The organism is Streptomyces sp. NPDC058671 (assembly GCF_042716475.1).
GTDB lineage: Bacteria > Actinomycetota > Actinomycetes > Streptomycetales > Streptomycetaceae > Streptomyces.
In genome coordinates, this window is the sequence record NZ_JBHXSA010000006.1 from 228,738 (window position 1) to 247,318 (window position 18,581).

15 protein-coding genes are annotated in these 18,581 nt (G+C 72.9%); 7 read left to right on the top strand and 8 right to left on the bottom strand.

Going from position 1 to position 18,581, the window contains the following annotated elements:
- The first annotated feature begins 17 nt into the window (after positions 1-17).
- Entirely contained in the window at positions 18-1,466 is a 1,449-nt protein-coding gene (locus ACFWV2_RS10225) for an acyl-CoA synthetase (protein ID WP_384404494.1), read from the top strand.
- A 130-nt stretch (positions 1,467-1,596) separates the two neighbouring features.
- On the opposite strand, the gene ACFWV2_RS10230 is transcribed toward ACFWV2_RS10225, so the two are convergent.
- The 4 genes from ACFWV2_RS10230 to ACFWV2_RS10245 all read right to left on the bottom strand — a co-directional run bounded on the left by ACFWV2_RS10230 (position 1,597) and on the right by ACFWV2_RS10245 (position 7,716).
- On the bottom strand, positions 1,597-5,280 hold the full coding sequence (locus tag ACFWV2_RS10230; RefSeq protein ID WP_384404496.1) for a S8 family serine peptidase: 3,684 nt from the start codon (positions 5,278-5,280) through the stop codon (positions 1,597-1,599).
- A 155-nt stretch (positions 5,281-5,435) separates the two neighbouring features.
- Positions 5,436-6,689 carry an MFS transporter gene (locus tag ACFWV2_RS10235; protein ID WP_384404498.1) on the bottom strand — a complete coding sequence of 418 codons (1,254 nt, stop codon included), beginning with the start codon at positions 6,687-6,689 and terminating at the stop codon, positions 5,436-5,438.
- Entirely contained in the window at positions 6,686-7,135 is a 450-nt protein-coding gene (locus tag ACFWV2_RS10240; protein WP_384404501.1) for a GNAT family N-acetyltransferase, read from the bottom strand. The genes ACFWV2_RS10235 and ACFWV2_RS10240 overlap by 4 nt, the downstream gene beginning before the upstream one ends.
- Positions 7,136-7,233: 98 nt before the next feature.
- A complete protein-coding gene (locus tag ACFWV2_RS10245) occupies positions 7,234-7,716 on the bottom strand; it encodes a MarR family winged helix-turn-helix transcriptional regulator (RefSeq protein ID WP_384404503.1) in 483 nt (160 codons plus the stop codon).
- A 140-nt stretch (positions 7,717-7,856) separates the two neighbouring features.
- Here ACFWV2_RS10245 and ACFWV2_RS10250 point away from each other — a divergent pair, with 140 nt between their 5' ends.
- The 6 genes from ACFWV2_RS10250 (at position 7,857) to ACFWV2_RS10275 (ending at position 15,126) form a co-directional block, all read left to right on the top strand.
- Complete coding sequence (locus ACFWV2_RS10250; protein WP_384404505.1) at positions 7,857-8,273, top strand: organic hydroperoxide resistance protein; 417 nt, start codon at positions 7,857-7,859, stop codon at positions 8,271-8,273.
- A 326-nt stretch (positions 8,274-8,599) separates the two neighbouring features.
- Positions 8,600-10,657: a phosphocholine-specific phospholipase C gene (locus ACFWV2_RS10255; protein ID WP_384404507.1), complete on the top strand. Its 2,058-nt coding sequence runs from the start codon at positions 8,600-8,602 to the stop codon at positions 10,655-10,657.
- 246 nt (positions 10,658-10,903) lie between these two features.
- The gene (locus ACFWV2_RS10260) at positions 10,904-11,320 is read left to right on the top strand and encodes an SHOCT domain-containing protein (RefSeq protein WP_384404509.1); all 417 of its coding nucleotides are present in this window, start codon (positions 10,904-10,906) and stop codon (positions 11,318-11,320) included.
- 93 nt (positions 11,321-11,413) lie between these two features.
- Positions 11,414-11,812 carry an amphi-Trp domain-containing protein gene (locus ACFWV2_RS10265; RefSeq protein ID WP_384404511.1) on the top strand — a complete coding sequence of 133 codons (399 nt, stop codon included), beginning with the start codon at positions 11,414-11,416 and terminating at the stop codon, positions 11,810-11,812.
- A gap of 137 nt (positions 11,813-11,949) precedes the next feature.
- Complete coding sequence (locus ACFWV2_RS10270; protein ID WP_384404513.1) at positions 11,950-13,380, top strand: DUF2252 domain-containing protein; 1,431 nt, start codon at positions 11,950-11,952, stop codon at positions 13,378-13,380.
- A 129-nt stretch (positions 13,381-13,509) separates the two neighbouring features.
- Positions 13,510-15,126: an MFS transporter gene (locus ACFWV2_RS10275; RefSeq protein WP_384404515.1), complete on the top strand. Its 1,617-nt coding sequence runs from the start codon at positions 13,510-13,512 to the stop codon at positions 15,124-15,126.
- A gap of 43 nt (positions 15,127-15,169) precedes the next feature.
- On the opposite strand, the gene ACFWV2_RS10280 is transcribed toward ACFWV2_RS10275, so the two are convergent.
- The 4 genes from ACFWV2_RS10280 to ACFWV2_RS10295 form a co-directional block, all read right to left on the bottom strand.
- The gene (locus ACFWV2_RS10280; RefSeq protein ID WP_384404517.1) at positions 15,170-15,382 is read right to left on the bottom strand and encodes a hypothetical protein; all 213 of its coding nucleotides are present in this window, start codon (positions 15,380-15,382) and stop codon (positions 15,170-15,172) included.
- Positions 15,383-15,396: 14 nt separating this feature from the next.
- The gene (locus ACFWV2_RS10285; protein ID WP_384404519.1) at positions 15,397-16,347 is read right to left on the bottom strand and encodes an alpha/beta hydrolase; all 951 of its coding nucleotides are present in this window, start codon (positions 16,345-16,347) and stop codon (positions 15,397-15,399) included.
- 348 nt (positions 16,348-16,695) lie between these two features.
- Positions 16,696-16,932 carry an acyl-CoA carboxylase epsilon subunit gene (locus tag ACFWV2_RS10290; RefSeq protein WP_384404521.1) on the bottom strand — a complete coding sequence of 79 codons (237 nt, stop codon included), beginning with the start codon at positions 16,930-16,932 and terminating at the stop codon, positions 16,696-16,698.
- Positions 16,929-18,470 (bottom strand): acyl-CoA carboxylase subunit beta, encoded by a 1,542-nt coding sequence (locus ACFWV2_RS10295; protein WP_384404663.1) that lies wholly within the window; start codon positions 18,468-18,470, stop codon positions 16,929-16,931. Before ACFWV2_RS10295 ends, ACFWV2_RS10290 begins: the two co-directional genes overlap by 4 nt.
- Positions 18,471-18,581: the final 111 nt, after the last annotated feature.

Sequence of the window (18,581 nt, forward strand, 5' to 3'; positions counted from 1 at the left end):
CCCGAGGAGTACGACCGGTGAGTGCGCTCTTCCCGGCCCTTGCGGCCCCTTCCGCCCGGCCCGCGCTCCGCTGCGGCGCGGACAGCCTGACGTACGAGGAACTGGCGCGGGCCGCCGGGGCCCTCGCGGCCCGGATCGGGGGCGCGGGGCGGGTCGCCGTCTGGGCCACGCCGGCCGCGCGCACCGCGGTCGCGGTGGTCGGCGCCCTGCTCGCGGGCGTGCCCGCCGTACCGCTCAACCCGCGGACGGGCGAGCGGGAGCTGGCGCACATCCTCGGGGACAGCACGCCCGGGGCGGTCCTCGCGGACCCCGGGGACGAGCTGCCCGAGGGTCTCGCGGGGCTTCCCCGGATCGACGTGGAGCTCACCGGCCCGGCCGGTCCCGCTCCCACGGGGCCGGCTGATCCCGAATCCCCCGCCCTGATCGTCTACACCTCGGGCACCACGGGGCCGCCGAAGGGCGTGGTCCTGTCCCGGCGGGCCCTCGCCTCCTCGCTGGACGCGCTCGCCGAGGCCTGGTCCTGGACGGCCGACGACGTCCTCGTGCACGCGCTGCCGCTGTTCCACGTCCACGGGCTGGTCCTCGGGATCCTGGGGCCGCTGCGGCGGGGCGGCGAGGTCCGGCACCTGGGCGCGTTCTCGGTGGAGGGCGTGGCGCGGGAGCTGGGCGCCGGGGGCGGCACCGTGTTGTTCGGCGTACCGACCATGTACCACCGGCTCGCCGACGCGCTGGCCGACGATCCGGCGCTGGTCGCTGCGATGGCGGGCGCGCGGCTCCTCGTCTCGGGGTCGGCGGCCCTCCCGGTGCACGACCACGAGCGGATCGCGGCGGCGACGGGCCGGACGGTCGTGGAGCGGTACGGGATGACGGAGACGCTCATGAACACGAGCGTGCGGCCGGGCGCCGGGCCGCGCCCGGGGAGCGTCGGGACTCCGCTGGCGGGGGTGGAGCTGCGGCTGGTGGACGAGGACGGCTCGGTGCTGGGGGCGTACGACGGGGAGACCGTCGGTGAGGTGCAGGTGCGGGGCCCGAACCTGTTCTCCGGCTATCTCGGGCGCCCGGAGGCGACGGCGGCGGCCTTCGACGGCGACTGGTTCCGCACCGGCGACGTGGCGGTCCGCGAGGCGGACGGCGCGGTGCGTCTGGTGGGCCGGAAGGCGACGGATCTGATCAAGAGCGGCGGCTACAAGATCGGGGCGGGCGAGATCGAGAACGCGCTCCTCGACCACCCCGGCGTCCGCGAGGCGGCCGTCACCGGGGAACCCGACCCGGACCTGGGCGAGCGGATCGTGGCCTGGGTGGTGCCGGTGGACCCTTCGACGCCTCCGGCGGTGGCGGAGCTCGCCGACCATGTGGCGCGGCTCCTCGCCCCGCACAAGCGGCCCCGGGTGGTGCGCTGTCTGGACGCGCTCCCCCGGAACGACATGGGCAAGGTCCTGAAGAAGGCGCTTCCGGGAGCGGGGTGAACGCGCGAGGGCCGGGCCCCCTCCTCGCGGGGAGGGGGCCCGGCCGTCGGTGTGCTCCCCCTCGCGGGGAGGGGCCCGGCCGTCGGTGCCCCTCCCCGCGGGGAGGGGGCCCGGCCTCGGTGCCTCTCGGTTACCGCACGCCGATCGCTCGGATCAGTTCCTGCTTCACCGCGCCGCCCCGGTCGTCGCTCGCGCCGGCCCGCAGCGAGACGGAGTGCGCGCCGGACGGGATCCGCAGCTCGCCGTTCCAGGCGGCCCCGTGGCGGGCCTTCCTGAGGGCGACCTTCGTCCAGGTCGCGCCCTCGTCGTAGGAGACCTCCAGGGTGCCGCCGCCGATGGTGCCGGTGCCGGTCGCGCCCTGGACGTACTCGGCGAAGATCCCGACGGGCAGCCTGCCCCCGGCGCGGACGTCGCCGTGCAGGTCGGTGTCCACGTCGAAGCCGAGGTTGAGCATCGGGAGGTACGTGATCCGGTCGGACGGGGTCTCGGCGGAGCGGAAGGTCCACTCGCTGCGGCCCTCGGTCCCGAGCCGCCAGCGGTCCGCGTCGAGCGCGGTCTCGGTGACGACCTTGTACGTGGCCTCCGCCGCCGGGGCGTCCCAGGCGTAGGCGCCGGAGCTCATCTTGCGGTCGACGCGGACGCCGTCGACGTACACCTCCGTGAACTGGGTCATGGAGTCGTCGTTCCACACGTTGCCGAAGCCGGTGTGGTCGGTGCCGGAGTCGCCCCAGCCGGGGGTGTTGAAGCTCAGGTCGTTGCCGGTGCGCTGCTGGCCCCAGCCGAGGCCGGTGCCCAGCCACGGGTGCCAGACGGGGCCGAACCAGTCGAGGTCGACCCGGCTGCCGCCCCGGTAGGACGGGGTGCCGCCGCGCTGCTCCAGGGAGTCCCCGAGGTCGACGGACTCGTGCCAGCGCTGACCGGTGCCGGTGGAGACGTACTCGGTGCGCTCGGTCGGGAAGGAGATGTGCTCCTTGAAGCCGAAGCCGACCGGGAAGGTGTCGGTGATCGAGTAGCGGAACTCGCCGCCCAGCTCCGTGCGTCCGGTGGGCGCGTGGAAGGTGGAGCTGATCGTGGCCAGTTCGTCCTCGTCGGGCCGGAAGACCAGGTCCCGGCCGATGGCGCCGGGGTGTCCCTCGGACAGGTCGTAGGTGAACGGCGTGAAGCGGGTGCCGGTCAGGTCGACGCGCTTGCCGCGGGCCGCGCCGGCCGCGAGCCGCCGGGCGTCGGCGGAGTCGACGGTGGCGACGGCGAGCGGCCGGTCCTCGTAGTCGGCGGTGCCGAACCACTTCATGAGGCGGCCCGGCCGGTCGTCGGTGACGAACAGGGCCTTGGCGCCCGCGTCCTGGGCACTCTGGGCCAGCCGCACCGGGTCGGCGCCGTCGGTCAGCCGGACGAGGACGGCCTTCCCGGTGACGTCCTTCCCCGTGTACTCGGCGGGGGTGCCGGTGCCCGCGTCGACGAGGCCGAGGCGGTGGCGGCCCTCCAGGAGCGTCGCCCCGGCCTGCGGGGTGGCGCCGGAGAGCCGGGTGCCGTCGACGGTCGTCTCCAGCATCGGCTTGCCGAGGCGCCACACGGTCCGGTACTCGAAGGTGCCGGTGGCGGGCTTCCGGGTGGGCGCCGCGAAGACCGAGTCGTACAGCGGCGGGACCTGGACGGCTCCGCCGTAGGAGGCGCCGTTCGCGTCCCGGTCGAACTCCATCAGGAGCTGCCGGGTCTCGGTGCGCTGCTCGACCTCGGCACGGATCTCGCGCAGCTGCCGCCCGTCGAGGGTGATCTCGCGGTCACGGTCGAGGGTGATCTCCGGCTCGGTGAGGAACCCGAGGCCGAGGGAGTCGGCGCCGTGCGAGCCGCGCACGTCGAGGAAGGTGTCGACGGTGTACGTGCCGGGCTTGAGGCGCAGTTCGAGGGTGCCGGACTCGCCGACCGTCGCCGGGAAGGGGTCCTCGTCCTTCGCGAGTTTCTGGACGCCGAGGAAGGCGGGGGCGGGGGCGCCGTCACGGTCCTTGACGTGGACGGTGAGGGTGTAGCGCTCCTCCTCCTTGACCATGCCGAGCGCGGTGTGCGCGACGGGCGCGCCGCCGGCGGTCGCGGTGATCCGGCCGGACGACCGGCCCACGGGCGCCTTGGAGCCGTCGCCGGTGACGGTGGTGCTCGCGGAGCCGTGGGCGGGGACGGTGAGGCCGGTGTCGGCGAGGGCGGCGACCCCGGCGGGCATGCCCTCCACGGCGAGGTCCAGTTCGACGGCCGTGTCGGAGGAGTTGGTGTAGGTGACGGTCCTGGTGACCGGCTTCGTCGCGTAGGGCCAGGCGACGAAGCCGAGGTCGGCGGAGCCGGTCGCGGTGATGTGCGCGGAGATCGCGGCGGCCACGTCGACCCGCCCGGAGCCGAGCGCGTACGGGGAGGCGTCGAGCGTCTTCGACGACGACATCAGCGCGTCCTTGAGCTGGGCGCCGGTCCAGTCGGGGTGCTTCTCGGCGAGCAGGGCGGCGACACCGGCGATGTGCGGGGTCGCCATCGACGTACCGCTCATCGAGGTGTAGAGACCGCTTCCCTCGACGAGCTGGGAGCGGGCCGCGAGGATGTCGACGCCCGGGGCCGACAGGTCGGGCTTGAGGCCCTGGTCGCCGAAGCGGGGGCCCTGGCTGGTGAAGTACGCGGCCTGGTCGGCGGAGTCGACGGCGCCGACGGTCAGCGCGGAGTCGGCGGCGCCGGGCGAGCCGATGGAGCCGGGGGCGCCGGAGTTGCCGGCGGCGATGACGAAGAGGGCGCCGGTCTCAGCGGTGAGCGTGTTCACGGCCTGGGCCATGGGGTCGGTGCCGTCGCTCGGTTCGCGGGAGCCGAGGCTCATCGAGACGATCTTCGCGTCGATGTCCTTGGCGGCCCACTCCATACCGGCGATGATCTGCGACTCGGAGCCGGAGCCCTCGTCGCTGAGGACCTTGCCGACGGCGAGGGTGGCGCCGGGGGCGACGCCCTTCTCCTTGCCGTCGGAGGCCGCGCCGCTGCCGCCGACGGTGGAGGCGACGTGGGTGCCGTGGCCGCCGCGGTCGGCGACCTCCTGGCCCTCGATGAACGACCTGGACTCGGTGACCCGGCCCGCGAGGTCGGGGTGGCCGAGGTCGGCGCCGGTGTCGAGGACGGCGACCTTGACGCCCTTGCCGGTGAGGCCGGCCTCCCAGGCCTTCGGGGTGCCGATCTGGGCGTTCGACTCGGCCATGGCGGCCTCGACCCGGCCGTCGAGCCAGACCTTGGCGGGCGCGGTGGCGGCGCGGGTGTTCGGAGCGGCCGTGAATCCGCGCCAGAAGGCGGCGGGGTCGGTGGCCGTGACCGCCGCGCCGCCGATGCTGGGCAGGGCGCGGACGGTCTCGGCGCCGCGCGGCGCGGGGGCGGCGGACCGCGCGTTCCGGCCGCCGTACGTGACGATGAGCGGGAGTTCGCCGGTGACGCCCTGCTCGACGAGGCCGGTGACGTCGAAGAGGCGCGGGTCGAGCACCCCGGAGGCCAGGTAGGGGCGGGCCTCGTCGGGGACGACGGTGACCCGGCCGTCGGCGATGTGGCTGCGTATCGCGCCGGTGGCGCCCTCGGCCCGGTCGACGGTGACGGTCTGCTGTCCGCCGCCGAGGTCGGTGAGGGTCACGCGGTCGCCCGTGACGAGGGTGACGGTGGCGCTCGCCGCCGCCTTGAAGGTGTCCGGTACGGCCGGGACGGTGGTCCCGGCGGCGGCGGTCTGCCCGGCCGAGAGCATCACGAGGGAGACGCCCGCGGCGAGCAGCGCGGCCCTCCCTCTGTCGAAGGGTGTGGACCTCGACGTCATCGTTCGAACTCCTCGCGGACCCGGGGTCGGGGGTGTTTTCCGGGTCCGCGAGGAGTCTCGGCCTTGGAGAGGGGAGTTGGCTCCGGTCACTCCTGGCGGTTATGCGCCGTGGCGGCGAACCGCCAGAACAGGACGTACCGTTCGGGGAGAATTGCTCACGGAGTCGGGTCGAGCGCGTCGTACCGGCGGAAACCGCGCCCGTACACGGCGAGGACGCCGACCGCGAGGACACAGGCGATTCCGCCGCCCGTCACGGCGACGGCGGGCGAGGTGAGGTCGGCGACCGAGCCCGCGAGGAAGTCACCGAGCCGCGGTCCGCCCGCGACGACCACGATGAACACTCCCTGGAGCCGGCCGCGCATCTCGTCCGGGGCGGCGACCTGCATCATCGTGTTCCGGAAGATCATCGAGACGGTGTCGGAGTAGCCCGCGAGGGCGAGCAGGAACAGCCCGAGCCACAGGTTGCGGGTCAGCCCGAAGGCGGCGACGGCGGTGCCCCAGCAGGCGACGGCGATCAGGATGGCCTGCCCGTGGTGGCGGATACGGCCCTGCCAGCCGGAGAGGACCCCGCCGAGGAGCGCCCCGCACGCCGGGGCCGCCACCAGGAGTCCGGCGGTCTTCGCGTCACCGCCGTACCAGAGGACGGCGATGGCCGGGAACAGGGCCCGGGGGTGGGCGAGGATCATCGCGCAGAAGTCCGAGAGGAACGTCATGCGCAGGTTGGGACGGGTGGCGAGGAACCGCAGCCCGTCGAGGACCGAGGCCCGCTTGCTCCCCGTCCGGTCCGGCAGCATCGGCGGGAGCCGCCACATCGCGTACAGGCTCGCGGAGAAGGCGAGGGCGTCGATCAGATACGCGGTCTGGTAGCCGGCGAGTCCGACGATCAGGCCGCCGAGGCCGGGTCCGACGAGCATGCCGAAGGTCGTGACCATCGAGTTGAGCGCGTTCGCGGCGCGCAGCTGCTCGGGCGGCAGGAGCCGGGGGATCATCGAGGAGCGGGCGGGCGCGTTGAGCGCGGCGCACACGGCCTGGAGGGCGACGATCGCGTAGAGGAACCAGACCCGGTGGAAGCCGGCGAACGCGGCGGCCGCGAGCGCGGCCGACAGCACGGCTGAGCCGCAGGCGCTGACGAGACCGAGCTTGCGACGGTCGACGGTGTCGGCGATGGCGCCGCCGTACAGGCCGAAGACGACGAGCGGCACCAGGGAGAACAGGCCGACGAGCCCGACGGAGAAGGGCGAGCGGGTGATGTCGTACACCTGGAGGGAGACGGCGAGCGTCGTCATGCCCTGGCCGACCCAGGACACGGTGCTCCCGAACCAGAGGCGGCGGTAGTGCGGGGAGGTCCGCAGCGGGGTCAGGTCGGCGAAGAGCCTGCGACGGCCCTGGGCCTCTTCGGTGGCGGTCACGCGATCTCGTACCGCAGCTCGGGGCGGTCCCAGTGGACGTGCCCGGTGGACGGCACGGTCCCGGTGCGGACGGCGCCGGTCCGCAGGTAGAACTCCTCGGCGGGCGGATGCGAGACGACACGCACGGTCCGCAGTCCGGCGGCCCCGGCCTGCCCGGTCATGTGCGTCATGAGCAGCCGCCCGATGCCGAGGCCCTGGGCGCTGTCGGCGACGAAGGCGAGGTCGAGTTCGGCCTCGTCGACGAGGAGCGCGTAGAACCCGAGCACGCGGTCGGTCGTGTCGACGGCGACGAAGACGGGGTGGTGCTCGATGTACGACCCGCCGATCCGGTACCCGTCGACCATGGCGGCGTAGTCCCCCCGATAGGCCCGGGAGGTCCGGACGAGCCGGGTGAGCCGCTTGGCGTCGTCGGCGGTGGCGCGCCGGATGGTGATGTCGTCGGGCATGGGGAGAGTATAGGGGCGGGGTGGGATATTGATCCTTACGGTTCGGGGACGGTGCGGGCTCCTCCCGCTCGGTGCGGCGGCGGCGCGCGGGGTTCGCTCTAGCCGCAGGGCGCCAGGTCGTCCGGGTCGACACCGTCGAGCCGGAGGGCCAGGGCGTCGAGCCGTCCTCTCAGATCGCGGATCTCCTCCAGGTCCAGGCCCGTGGCGGCGGCGATCCGGCGCGGTACGGCAAGAGCCTTCGCCTTCAGCGCGGCCCCCTCGGCGGTGGGCCTCACGGTGACGGACCGCTCGTCCTCGGGACTGCGGCGCCGCTCGACGTATCCGGCCGCCTCCAGGCGCTTGAGCAGCGGCGACAGGGTGCCGGAGTCGAGCCGGAGGCGCTCGCCGATGCCCTTCACGGGCAGCTCGCCGTGCTCCCAGAGGACGAGCATGACGAGGTACTGGGGGTAGGTGAGTCCCAGCTCCTTGAGCGCGTCGCGGTAGACGCCGTTGAACGCGCGGGTCGCTGCGTGCAGCGAGAAGCAGATCTGGTGGTCGAGCCGGAGGAACTCCTCGTCCGGGACCGTGTCGAGCGTCTCCATGCGTCCAGGATACGCGAGGACACCTCACGCGCGATTGAGTTGTGCACAACTGAATAGTGCGCTATCAATAGAGGGCAGCCAGCACGGCACCGGCCCCGCCGACAGCACCGGGGCACCCCGAGGACAGGAACGGAAGAACCATGGACGCGATCTACACCGCAGTCGCCACCGCCAACGGCCGCGAGGGCCGCGCCGTCAGCTCCGACGGCCACATCGACCTCCCCCTCGCCCACCCCCAGGCCCTCGGCGGCAACGGCCAGGGCACCAACCCCGAGCAGCTCTTCGCCGCCGGGTACGCGGCCTGCTTCGCCAGCGCGATGGGCGTGGTGGCCCGCCAGGAGAAGATCGACATCTCCGACGCCTCGATCACCGCCGAGGTCTCCATCGGCAAGGACCCGGCGGACGGCGGCTTCGGCCTCTCGGTCGTCATGCGCGCCGAGTTCCCGGACCACCTCCAGGGCGAGGCGGGCGCCGCCCTTCTGAAGAAGACCCACGCGTTCTGCCCGTACTCGAAGGCGACCCGGGGCAACATCGAGGTCGACCTCGTCGTCGAGTGACCGTCCGACGGAGCAGCCCGCACGGCCGATCAGCCGGAGAGCCGGACAGCCGGACAGCCGGACGAGCGAGACAGCTGAACAGCTGAAGAGCGGAAGAGCTGAAGAGCGGCGAGTTCTCCTCTCATGTGAAAGCCCCGATGCGCCCGCGCGCACCGGGGCTTTCACACAGCGGCACGGGGGGTTCGCCCGCCGTACCGCGGGCAGTCATGGGACGGCCGCCGGGCGGTGACCCGCGGGCGCTGTCCTTGGGGCGCTCGCCGGGAAGGCACCCGGCCACCCGCGCGCACCCCGACCCGTGCCCGTACTCACCGGAGGAGAACTCCCCCATGGCCGACCTCGACCGTCGCCGGTTCCTTCAACTCGCGGGCGGCACCGCCGCCTTCGCGATGCTCTCCGAGAGCATCGCGCGGGCCGCGGCCATCCCGGCACAAGGCTCCACGGGCACGATCCAGGACATCGAGCACATCGTCGTCCTCATGCAGGAGAATCGTTCCTTCGATCACTACTTCGGGGCGATGAAGGGCGTACGGGGCTTCGGCGACCCGCGTCCCGTCACCCTCCCCAGCGGGAAGTCGGTCTGGAACCAGGCGAACGCCGGAAAGGTCACCCTGCCCTTCCGGCCACCGAGCGACGACCTCGGCATGGAGTTCCTCCAGGGCCTGAACCACGACTGGGCGGGCGGGCAGAAGGCCTTCAACAAGGGCAGGTACGACCAGTGGATCGCCGCCAAGACCCCGGCCACGATGGCGTACCTCACCCGTGAGGACATCCCCTTCCACTACGCGCTCGCCGACGCCTTCACGGTCTGCGACGCGTACCACTGCTCGTTCATCGGCTCGACCGACCCCAACCGCTACTACCTCTGGAGCGGGCACACCGGCAACGACGGCACGGGCGGCGGCCCCGTCCTCAACAACGCCGAGGCGGGATACGGCTGGAAGACGTACCCGGAGCGCCTCGAAGCGGCCGGCGTCTCGTGGAAGGTCTACCAGGACACGGGCGACGGCCTGAACGCCGCCGGGCACTGGGGCTGGATCAACGACGCCTACCGGGGCAACTACGGCGACAACTCCCTGCTCTACTTCAACACCTACCGGAACGCCCAGCCCGGCAACCCGCTGTATGACAAGGCCCGCACGGGCACGGACGTGTCGAAGGGCGACAACTACCTCGACGACCTCCGCGCCGACGTCCAGGCCGGGCGACTGCCGAAGATCTCCTGGATCGCGGCGCCCGAGGCTTTCTCCGAGCACTCCAACTGGCCGTCGAACTACGGCGCCTGGTACATCGCCCAGGTCCTGGACGCGCTCACCTCGAACCCGGACGTGTGGGCCCGTACCGCCCTGTTCATCACCTACGACGAGAACGACGGCTTCTTCGACCACGTCGTCCCGCCGTACGCCCCCGCCTCCGCCGCCCAGGGCCTCTCCACGACGCCCACCGCCCTCGACCACTTCCCGGGGAAGACCGGTTACGTCGCGGGCCCGTACGGCCTCGGCCCCCGCGTCCCGATGATCGTGGTCTCGCCCTGGTCCAAGGGCGGCTACAGCTGCTCCGAGACCTTCGACCACACCTCGGTCATCCGCTTCATGGAGCGGCGCTTCGGCATCCACGAGCCGCAGATCTCCCCGTGGCGCCGGGCCGTCTGCGGTGACCTGACCTCCGCCTTCGACTTCACGCGCACGGACACCCAGGCCGCCCCGCTGCCCCCGACCGACGGCTACTACCCGCCGGACCGGGCCCGCCACCCCGACTTCCTCGCCACCGCCCCTGCCGTCGGCACGATGCCCCGCCAGGAGCCGGGCGGCAAGCGCACCCGCCCGCTGAAGTACGCCCCCTACGTGGACGGGGCGGCGGACACCACGGCGGGCGTCTTCCGCCTCACCTTCAGCGGCGGCCCGTCGGCCGGCGCCCAGTTCTACGTGACGTCGGCGAACCGCACGGACGCGCCGTGGACGTACACGACCGAAGCGAACAAGTCCCTCTCGGACACCTGGAACACGACGTACTCGAAGGGCCTCACCGACCTCACGGTCCACGGCCCCAACGGCTTCCTGCGCCGCTTCCGCGCCCCTGGCAAGACGGTGACCCCGGAGGTCACGGCCCGCCACAACGCCACCACGGGCAACCTGGACCTCGCCTTCACCAACGCCACCCCGGCCGCCGTCACCCTGACGGTGAGGAACGCCTACGCCGGCACCCCCCAGACGGTGTCCGTCCCGAAGGGCGCGACGGTCACCCACACCGTCCCCCTGAGCGCCTCGGGCCGCTGGTACGACGTGACGATCACGACCCCGTCGAACGCGGACTACCTCCGCCGCCTGGCGGGCCACGTGGAGACGGGCACGCCGGGAGTGTCGGACCCGGGCATCCTGACGTACTGACCGCTCACGCCCCTGTCCGCCGCCGATGCCGGATCGGCCGCGGACAGGGGCGGTCGCACGGGCCGGGCGGTCCGGCCTCCAGGACGGCGTGGCGCCGGTGTCCGCCGGGCGGGTGATCCTGCGGCCGGTTCCCGGCCCGGAATGCGGAAGACCCGGCCGCGCCGCACGCTGGAGTCAGTTCGTCCCTCCGGGCCACGGCTTGCGTTCAGGTGGCCACGGCCCGTCACGACCGGCAGGAGATCGGCCATGAACGACTCGACGGTGCACCTGGCGGTGGACTACCCGCTGCTGAACATGTTCTGGACCATGCTCCTGATCTTCTGCTGGGTCCTCTGGTTCATGCTGCTCTTCCGCGTCATCGGTGACATCTTCCGCGACGACGCGCTGAGCGGCTGGGGCAAGGCGGGGTGGAGCGTCTTCGTGATCCTGCTGCCCTTCCTGGGCGTGTTCGTCTACCTGATCGCCCGCGGGCGCGGAATGGGCGAACGGGAGATGAGCAGGGTCCGCCGGAACGAGGAGGAGTTCCGCTCCTACGTGCGCGAGACCGCCGGGAGCGGCGGCGGCCACGCGGAGGAGCTGTCCCGGCTCGCCGACCTCAGGAGCAGCGGCGCGATCACGGAGGCCGAGTTCGCTCAGGCCAAGGCCAAGGTCCTCGCGAGCTGACCGGGTCCGGCGGGTGCGTCTCCGGCGCCCGGGCCCTCAGACCCGCACCCGCACGGGTGCCATCCACTGTTCCTACCGGATCGGAAACGGCACATGAAGGATCTCAAGTTCGAACAGAAGCGTTCGATGTCACGCCTTGAGGCGGCCGATCAGCTCGCGGCGCTCGCGGAAGCGCTGCGGAAGGGCGGCGAGGTCGACATGGAGTTCGGCCTCGGGACACTGAGCCTGCAGATTCCCGACGACCTTCGCGGCGAGGTGGAGGTCGAGATCGGCGACGGGGAGGTCGAGCTGGAGATCGAGTTCACCTGGCCGACCGCGGGCCGGAGAGCCCCGTCGCAGGGGGCGACGGCCCCGGAGAAGAAGACCGCGCGGAGGCGGAAGAGCACGCCCGCCAAGCCCGGGCGGAGCACCGCCGGCACCGCCCGGAGCGGTACCGGCACCAAGGCAAAGGCGGGGCGGCGCGCCGAGCCGTCCGCCCCCAAGAAGGCCTGAGCGAAGCCGGACGATGGCCGCGGGCCGTTCGGGCCGGCCGGGCCGAACGGACGTCCCGAGAGCCCTGCGCCGGATGTCCGAACGGCCCGGCGCCGAATGTCCCGAACGGTCGCCAGAGCCAGGCAGGAGACGTTGCGATGCCCCAGAACGCGACCCCGGCGATGCGCGCGGCACGCCACGCCACACCCGCGGAACGCGCCGCGCTCGGCAAGGAGGCCCGGCGCCGCTCACCGCGGTCCGGCCACGCCGTGTACCAGCCGTCCGCCGACAGGACCGACCCGCTGACGATCCTGGAGGCGCAGTCCGCGACACGGCTCCCCGAGCTCGTACCGATCCGCTACGGCCGTATGACCGAGTCCCCGTTCCGCTTCTACCGCGGCGCCGCCGCGATCATGGCCTCCGACCTGGCCGGCACCCCGCGCTCCGGTCTCACGGCCCAGCTGTGCGGAGACGCCCACCTGCTCAACTTCCGACTGCTCGCCTCGCCCGAGAGGCAGTTGATGTTCGACATCAACGACTTCGACGAGACGCATCCGGGGCCCTGGGAGTGGGACGTCAAGCGGCTGTCGGCCAGCTTCGTCATCGCGGGCCGGGCGAACGGCTTCGACGACGGCGAGCGTGCTCGCATCGTCCGCTCGACGGTCCGCTCGTACCGCGAGGCGATGATCCGCTTCGGGAGCATGCGTTCCATCGACGTCTGGTACGCGAAGATCGACGCGGCCGGCCTCGAAAGGCTGGGCGCGGACCGGCTCCACAAGAGCGGACGGAAGAGACTGGCCCGCGCCATGGAGAAGGCCCGCTCGCGCGACAGCCTGCAGGCCTTCGCGAAGGTCACCCACTCGGTCGACGGCAAGCCCATGATCGCGGCGGACCCTCCGTTGCTCGTCCCGATCGGCGACCTGCTGCCGGACGTCGAGCGCGGCGCGCTGGAGCGCCAGTTCCGCGGCCTGATCGAGCGGTACGGCCGCACCCTGTCCTCCGACCGGCGCACGCTCCTGGCGGACTACCGCCTGGTGGACGTCGCCCGCAAGGTGGTCGGCGTCGGCAGCGTCGGCACCCGCTGCTGGATCTTCCTGCTGCTCGGCAGGGACGACCGGGACCCGCTCTTCCTCCAGGCCAAGGAGGCCGACACCTCCGTACTCGCCCCGTACGTCGGCGCGAGCCGCTACCACAACCAGGGCGAGCGGGTCGTCTCGGGCCAGCGGCTGATGCAGGCCACGAGCGACATCCTCCTCGGCTGGGAACGGGTGGACGGGATCGACGGCAGGCAACGGGACTTCTACGTGCGACAGCTGCGCGACTGGAAGGGCATCGCCATGCCGGAGACGATGGACCCGAGGCGCATGGAGGCGTTCGGCGAACTGTGCGGCGCCACGCTTGCCCGTGCGCACGCGCGGTCCGGCGACCGGATCGCCATCGCCGCCTATCTGGGCGGCGGCGAATCGTTCGACCGCGCCCTCGCCGCCTTCGCGGAGGCGTACGCCGACCAGAACGAGCGTGACCACCGAGCCCTGGTGGACGCGGTACGCGCGGGCCGGCTCCCCGCGGAGGAACTGCCGGCAGCGTGACCCGGACGTGCCGGGCCGCCTCGGTCCGGGCCGCCGGGCCGCCGGACTCCGCCGACGGGGAGACGACCGCGTGCCGCCGCGCACGGCGGGTCGCGCGGAGCGACCCCGACGCGCGGCAACAATACGGTCATGGCATCACAAAAAGGCACGGCCGAAGACTCTGCGAAGGCCCGGCTCGTCCTGCTGACGCTGGCCGCGGGTCAGTTCCTGATGGCGCTCGACAGCTCCGTCATGAACGTCTCCATCGCGACGGTGGCCGAGGACGTCGGCACGACGGTGGCGGGGATCCAGGGGGCCATCACGGCCTACACCCTCGTGATGGCGATGTTCATGATCCCCGGCGGCAAGGTCGGGGCCCTGATCGGTCGCAAGCGCGCGTTCATGATCGGGTGCGTCGTCTACGGGTGCGGTTCCCTGACCACCGCCCTCGCCCCCAACCTTCCCGTCCTGCTCGTCGGCTGGGCGTTCCTGGAGGGCATCGGAGCCGCGTTGATCCTTCCGGCGATCGTGGCGCTCGTGGCGGGCAACTTCACCACGGAGCGCCGTCCCGCCGCCTACGGGCTGGTCGCCGCGGCCGGCGCGATCGCCATCGCGGTCGGCCCGCTCGTCGGCGGTGTCGCGACGACGTACTTCTCCTGGCGCTGGGTGTTCGCCGGCGAGGTCCTCGTGGTCCTGGGCATCCTCTTCCTCGCCCGCCCGATCGCCGACGCGGTGAGCGACGAACGGCCCCACATCGACCTCGTCGGCACGGTGCTCTCCGCCCTCGGGCTCGGAAGCTTCGTCTACGGGGTGCTCCGGTCGGGCGAGTGGGGCTGGTTCCAGCCCCAACCCGACGCGCCCGCACTGCTCGGGGTCTCCCTGACGGTGTGGCTGATGCTGCTGGGGACCGGGGTCACGTGGCTGTTCCTCCGCTGGGAGGCCCGTCTCGTCCACCGGCGCAAGGAACCGCTCCTCGACCCGGCCGTGCTGCAGAACAAGCAGCTGAACGGAGGGCTGACGATGTTCTTCTTCCAGTACCTCGTCCAGATGGGCGTGTTCTTCGTCGTCCCGCTCTACCTCTCCGTCGCCCTGGGCCTGTCCGCGCTCGCCACGGGTGTCCGGCTGCTGCCGCTCTCGGTGACCCTGCTCGCCGCCGCGGTCCTCATCCCGCGCTTCCTCCCGGACGTCTCACCCCGGCGGGTGGTGCGGAGCGGGGTCACCGCGCTGCTCCTCGGCGCGGTGACCCTGATGGCCGCACTCGACGCGGACGCCGGCGCGGAGGTGGTCACGGTCCCCATGCTCCTGATCGGGTTGGGGATGGGCGCACTCGCCTCCCAGCTGGGATCCGTCACCGTCTCCGCGTTGCCGGAGGAACAGAGCGCGGAGGTCGGAGGCGTCCAGAACGCCGTGACCAACCTCGGTGCCTCGATCGGCACCGCACTCGCCGGATCGATCCTGATCGCCTCGCTCACCTCGTCCTTCCTGGCGAGCGTGGAACAGAATCCGGCGGTTCCGGCCAGTGTGAAGAGCAGGACGGCCGTCGAGCTCCAGAGCGGTGTGCCGTTCCTCTCCGACGCCCAGCTGAAGAGCGCACTCGACGAGGCAGGCACCAGCGAGAGCCTGACGCGGGAGGCGCTGGACGCGAACGCCGCGGCGCGGCTCGACGGGCTGCGCGCCGCACTCGCCGTTCTCGCCTTCGCCGCACTCGTCGCCCTGTTCTTCACCCACCGCATCCCCACGACCCAGCCCCGCTCGACCGGGCGGTGAGCGCCGGGGCCAGGGTTCGGGGGCGGCGGAGCGGTGACGGGGTTCAGTCGGTGCCGCGGAAGATGTGCTGGTCGGGGGCGTCCAGGTCCTCACCGGCCAGGAGAGCGGGCCGCGGTGGGCGCTCCGGATTCCGGGGCGTGGGCGTCCGCGCCGGGCCCGTGGGCGCGGGCGGTGGCGGGACCGCGAGGACGGGCGGGCGCTGCAGCAGAGGGGTGCAGCGCAGGGGCAGGTCGTGGTCGAGGGTGAGGTACTGCATGGTGCCTCCCGTGTTCATACGGCGGCCCCCGCGGGACGGCGCCTCGGGAGAGCCGCGTCGCGTGCGAGGAGACACTCCTCAAGGAATCCGCAGACCCGCAGGTGGTACGTGCGGGCCGCCCAGCCGAGGCTGATGTTGTGGCCCGCGTCGGGCTGGTGGTCGACCCGCACCGGGGCCGACACGAACGGCCGGATCAGGTCGGCCACCGCCTCCTCGTCGTACCGCCACCACTGCTCCTGCTCGGCGAACGTGAACCGGACGGGCACCCGTACCCGTGCGGCCAGCTCCGGATACACCTCCGGCCACGCCGGACCCTGCGCCGCCTCGATCTCCGGGACGGGGGAGATGAGCGCCTGACCCAGCCGGAAGGCGTCCGGCGGGTAGAGGCGCAGGGCGCCCCAGTGCTTGCGCCACTCGCCGTGCCCGCCGGGGCCCGGCAGCTGGTGCGGGGCGACGGCGAGGCGGCTGCCGAGCCCGGAGATGTCCAGGCCGATCAGCGCGTCGCCGAGCGCGTCGGCGGCCGCCAGGGCGGACTTGCCCCCGTAGCTGTGGGCGACGAGGAAGAACCCGGCCCCGGTGTCGTACCGCGCCGAGAAGTCCGCCAGGGCGGCCCGCAGGACCGGTGCCGAGTCCTCCAGAGCCAGGCCCCGGGGCAGCCGCGCGGCCGAGAGGCCGTAACCGGGCCGGTCGACGGCGAGCACGGTGTAGCCGAGCCGGGCTCCCAGCGCGAGCAGCGACAGGCCGGGGAGGGCGCGGCTGTCGAAGTACCCGGCGCGCATGCCTCCCCCGTGCAGGGCGACCAGGACCGCACGCGGCGCCACGTCCACCGGCTCGGCGAGCAGGGCGGACAGGGGGAGACCGTCGGCGTGCAGGGTGATCGCGCGGATCCGGGGGGAGGCGGCGACGGTGGCCGTCGCGGTGGCGGCGGTGGCGGTCGCGGTGGCGACCGGTGACAGCTGGGGCATCGGAGCGGAACTCCTTTCGCACGAAGGGGTGGTACGGAGGTACGCCGGGGGTGGCCGACCTGCGGGCCGGGCGCCGGGCGGGGTGCGGGCGCGGCGTAAAGGCGCGGGCGCGCCGGGTGCCGGGGGCGGGCCGCGGCCTAGGTGCGCGCCGGGTGCCGGGCAGGGTGCGGGCGGGGCGTAAAGGTGCCGGCGCCGGACGCCAGGGGGCGGGCCCGAGACCCGGGTGCGGCGCCGGGGCCCCGGATGCGGGCTTGGACCCGGTGCGGGCTTGGACCCCGGTGCGGGCCGGACCCCGGGGCGCCGGCTCCCGGGTGGGGAGCCGGGCGTCCGGGTGTCGGGGTGCTGGCGTCAGCCCGTGCCGCTGCCGGAGGTGCGCCAGCCGCGGGGGTCCCGGTGCGGGGCCGCTCGTTCCGGGCGGCGCCAGCCGGCCGTGCGCGGGGGTCCGGCGGCGTCGGCGCCGTGCGGTTCCGCTGCCGCGAAGCGGCTCAGCAGGATCGCGGTCAGGGCCGCGAGGTCGGCCGCGGTGGGCTGACCCCGCACGATGCGGAAGGTGGTGGCGGTCCCCTCCTCGCCGGGCGTGCTCACTGCGGCGGGTTGCCGTGCTTGCGCGACGGCAGGTCGGCGTGTTTGTTCCGCAGCATCGCCAGCGACCGGATGATGATCCGCCGGGTCTCGCGCGGGTCGATCACGTCGTCCACGAGCCCGCGTTCGGCCGCGTAGTACGGGTGCATCAGCTCCACCTGGTACTCCTTGATCTTCTGCTGCCGTACCGCGTCCGGGTCGTCGGCGGCGTTGATCTCGCGGCGGAAGATGACGTTGGCCGCTCCCTCCGCGCCCATGACGGCGATCTCGTTCGAGGGCCAGGCGAGCGCGAGGTCGGTGCCGATGGAGCGGGAGTCCATCACGATGTACGCGCCGCCGTACGCCTTGCGCAGGACCAGGGAGATCCGGGGCACGGTGGCGTTGCAGTACGCGTAGAGCAGCTTCGCGCCCCGCCGGATGATGCCGTTGTGTTCCTGGTCCACGCCCGGCAGGAAGCCCGGTACGTCGATCAGGGTGACCAGGGGGATGTTGAACGCGTCGCAGAACTGGACGAACCGCGCCGCCTTCTCCGAGGCGTCGATGTCGAGCACGCCCGCGGTGCAGGCGGGCTGGTTGGCGACGATGCCCACGACCTCGCCGCCCATCCGGGACAGGGCGCAGACGATGTTGGCGGCCCAGGCCGGATGCACCTCGAAGTAGTCGCCGTCGTCGACGATCTCCTCGATCACGGTCCGGATGTCGTAGACCCGCTGCGGATCGCCGGGCACCAGCTCCAGCAGCCGGTCGGTCGTCCGGTCCACCGGATCGGAGGCCGGGGCGCCGGGCGGCAGGTCCCGGTTGTTGGCGGGCAGCAGCGACAGCAGATGGCGTACGTCCTCCATGCAGGCGCGCACGTCGTCGTACGCGAAGTGCGCCACGCCGGAGGTCGACGAGTGGACGTCGGCGCCGCCCAGACCGTCCTGGGTGATCTCCTCGCCCGTCACGGACCGCACGACGTCCGGGCCGGTGATGAACATCTGCGAGATCCCGCGGACCATGAAGACGAAGTCGGTCAGTGCCGGGGAGTAGGCGGCGCCGCCCGCGCACGGGCCGAGCATGACGGAGATCTGCGGGATCACCCCGGACGCCTTGGTGTTGCGGAGGAAGATGCCGCCGTACCCGGCGAGGGCGGAGACCCCCTCCTGGATACGGGCGCCCGCACCGTCGTTGAGCGAGACCAGCGGGGCGCCGGCCGCCAGGGCCATGTCCATGATCTTGTGGATCTTGGCCGCATGCGCCTCGCCGAGGGCCCCTCCGAAGATCCGGAAGTCGTGGGCGTACAGGAAGACGGTCCGCCCGTGGACCGTGCCCCAGCCGGTGACGACCCCGTCCGTGTAGGGACGCTTGTCCTCCAGGCCGAAGCCGGTGGCGCGGTGCCTGCGCAGCGGCTCGACCTCGGTGAACGTGCCCTCGTCGAGGAGCAGGTCGATCCGTTCGCGGCAGGTCAGCTTGCCCTTGGCGTGCTGGCGTTCGGTGGCCAGCGGATCGGGTCCCTTGCGGACCTCCTCCTTGATCAGGCCGAGTTCCTCCAGGCGCTCCATGGCCGTCCAGTGCCCGCGGGCGGTCGGACGGGTGACGGCCCGTGAGGTGACCGGCGCCGTGGCCTGGGGGGCGATGGGGGCGGGAGGGGTGTGTGTGGCGGTGGTGGTATT

Excerpts from the sequence above, each read along its gene's own strand:
- ACFWV2_RS10285 (WP_384404519.1), bottom strand. The coding sequence starts at position 16,347 with ATGCCCCAGCTGTCACCGGTCGCCACCGCGACCGCCACCGCCGCCACC.
- ACFWV2_RS10255 (WP_384404507.1), top strand. The coding sequence starts at position 8,600 with ATGGCCGACCTCGACCGTCGCCGGTTCCTTCAACTCGCGGGCGGCACC.
- ACFWV2_RS10260 (WP_384404509.1), top strand. The coding sequence starts at position 10,904 with ATGAACGACTCGACGGTGCACCTGGCGGTGGACTACCCGCTGCTGAAC.
- ACFWV2_RS10250 (WP_384404505.1), top strand. The coding sequence starts at position 7,857 with ATGGACGCGATCTACACCGCAGTCGCCACCGCCAACGGCCGCGAGGGC.
- ACFWV2_RS10295 (WP_384404663.1), bottom strand. The coding sequence starts at position 18,470 with ATGGAGCGCCTGGAGGAACTCGGCCTGATCAAGGAGGAGGTCCGCAAG.
- ACFWV2_RS10245 (WP_384404503.1), bottom strand. The coding sequence starts at position 7,716 with ATGGAGACGCTCGACACGGTCCCGGACGAGGAGTTCCTCCGGCTCGAC.
- ACFWV2_RS10270 (WP_384404513.1), top strand. The coding sequence starts at position 11,950 with ATGCCCCAGAACGCGACCCCGGCGATGCGCGCGGCACGCCACGCCACA.
- ACFWV2_RS10240 (WP_384404501.1), bottom strand. The coding sequence starts at position 7,135 with ATGCCCGACGACATCACCATCCGGCGCGCCACCGCCGACGACGCCAAG.
- ACFWV2_RS10230 (WP_384404496.1), bottom strand. The coding sequence starts at position 5,280 with ATGACGTCGAGGTCCACACCCTTCGACAGAGGGAGGGCCGCGCTGCTC.
- ACFWV2_RS10275 (WP_384404515.1), top strand. The coding sequence starts at position 13,510 with ATGGCATCACAAAAAGGCACGGCCGAAGACTCTGCGAAGGCCCGGCTC.
- ACFWV2_RS10280 (WP_384404517.1), bottom strand. The coding sequence starts at position 15,382 with ATGCAGTACCTCACCCTCGACCACGACCTGCCCCTGCGCTGCACCCCT.
- ACFWV2_RS10265 (WP_384404511.1), top strand. The coding sequence starts at position 11,414 with ATGAAGGATCTCAAGTTCGAACAGAAGCGTTCGATGTCACGCCTTGAG.